The organism is Paenisporosarcina sp. P4_D4 (assembly GCF_056401835.1).
In genome coordinates this window covers 1-1530 of the sequence record NZ_JBFUIO010000277.1, presented here as the reverse complement: position 1 = coordinate 1530, position 1530 = coordinate 1, and the positions used below count along the sequence as shown (strand labels likewise).

Here is a 1530-nt window from a genome sequence, read left to right as displayed (position 1 = left end):
TTCCAAGAGGAAGGAAAGTGGCTATCCGCCGTCTTTCTCAGTGGTATTTTTGTTATGCTTATTTTATTCGGCACACTTTTCTTTCTATCGGAAATTCTGGAGAAAGAATACGAATTGAAAGGAATTAAGAAAGGCTACGTACTGGCCATTCCCCTATTAATGTTGTGTATCGCTTCTTTCATTACGGGCCGTAAGATCAAAGGCAATCTATACAAGATGAAAAAAATGATGTTAGTCTGTCTAATTGCTTTGTCAGTGAGCGTGGGTATGGTTGGAATATKGGCCGACCGACTTTGGGTCTTGCTCACTATTACCAGCCTTGTCGGAATTGCCATAGGTGCCATGCTCCCTGTTCTTGACGCACTCATAACAGAGAATATTGATAAAGAAGAACGAGGTACCGTCTCATCTTTCTACAGTTCTGCTCGTTTCATTGGTGTGGCAGCTGGACCACCAATCATGGCGCTGGTCATGAACAATTATCTCAATGTTAGTTATTTGATGGCAGGTTCACTAGGTGTTATTTTGACTTTTCTTGTATTTAAGTTCATCGATGTGAAAGAAATAGAGAACTAAATGCTTATCAAAAGGAGACGATACTAGTTATTCTTATGTTCAAATAACTGGTTGGTGGTTTTTTTATTATTTACTATCTACATCTGCATGGAGTATTCACCTTCTAATTTAGTTAGGGATATAGATATTTGTCTAACTGGTCTCTGGTTTTTATTTTAGTATTTAAACCACACTTCAACTGTAGTAAGACATTCATAATTGAAATTAATCTGCTCCAAAATTTATTTAAAACAATAATTTTAATAAAAGATTGTCCAATGAGCATCAACCGTTTCCTAATTGTCATAGGTTAGTTTAAAGGAGGATGTCATTTGGATCATTCGAAATTTAGAGGTAGTTATAAGCCTTATGTATCGCCACGTGACCCTTGCCCACCCATTTTAGAAAAATTCTTTGTTTTACCTCCACAAATTTTTACGAATTTCCAAAAACCTGGTCTACCACAAAACTCACCCGAAGAGGCTCTAAAACAAGGTTCACTCTGGCCACAATTTGTAGACGGTTTTTCACGGGAGGAGGGAATTTCATGAATGCTTCTGAAGCTGAATGGAATATGTTAAAGGTAGTACAACAAATGGACTTTGTAGTAGTTGAGTTAACTCTTTACATCGATACGCATCCAGACGATGAAGAAGCACGTAGACAATGGAGAGAAGCCATTAAAGAAGCAGCAAATGTACGGAAACAATTTGAAATGGAATATGGTCCTTTATCTTTAAGATCTGTACCTTCTAAACAAGCTATTGATGTTGGCTGGCAATGGAATTCCTCACCTTGGCGATGGCAACGATGAGAAAGGGGAAATGAAATGTGGGTTTATGAAAAAAAACTTTTATACCCCGTAGAAGTGACAACTTGTAATCCAATGCTTGCTAGATATATTATGGAGCAATACGGTGGTGCGGACGGTGAACTTGCAGCTGCTCTAAGGTACATGAATCAGCGTTATACTAC

At 38.0% G+C, this 1530-nt stretch carries 4 protein-coding genes; all 4 read left to right on the top strand.

The annotated features are described in order from the left end of the window. The coding region (locus tag AC1DSL_RS18075) for an MFS transporter (protein ID WP_477533305.1) at nt 1-576 on the top strand (576 nt) is incomplete at its 5' end. Between the two features lie 311 nt (nt 577-887). Continuing rightward, the gene (locus tag AC1DSL_RS18070) at nt 888-1106 is read left to right on the top strand and encodes a spore coat associated protein CotJA (protein WP_477533304.1); all 219 of its coding nucleotides are present in this window, start codon (nt 888-890) and stop codon (nt 1104-1106) included. After that, a complete protein-coding gene (locus AC1DSL_RS18065; RefSeq protein ID WP_477533303.1) occupies nt 1103-1369 on the top strand; it encodes a spore coat protein CotJB in 267 nt (88 codons plus the stop codon). Before AC1DSL_RS18070 ends, AC1DSL_RS18065 begins: the two co-directional genes overlap by 4 nt. A gap of 15 nt (nt 1370-1384) precedes the next feature. Beyond that, on the top strand, nt 1385-1530 hold a 146-nt coding region (locus AC1DSL_RS18060), incomplete at its 3' end, for a manganese catalase family protein (protein WP_477533306.1).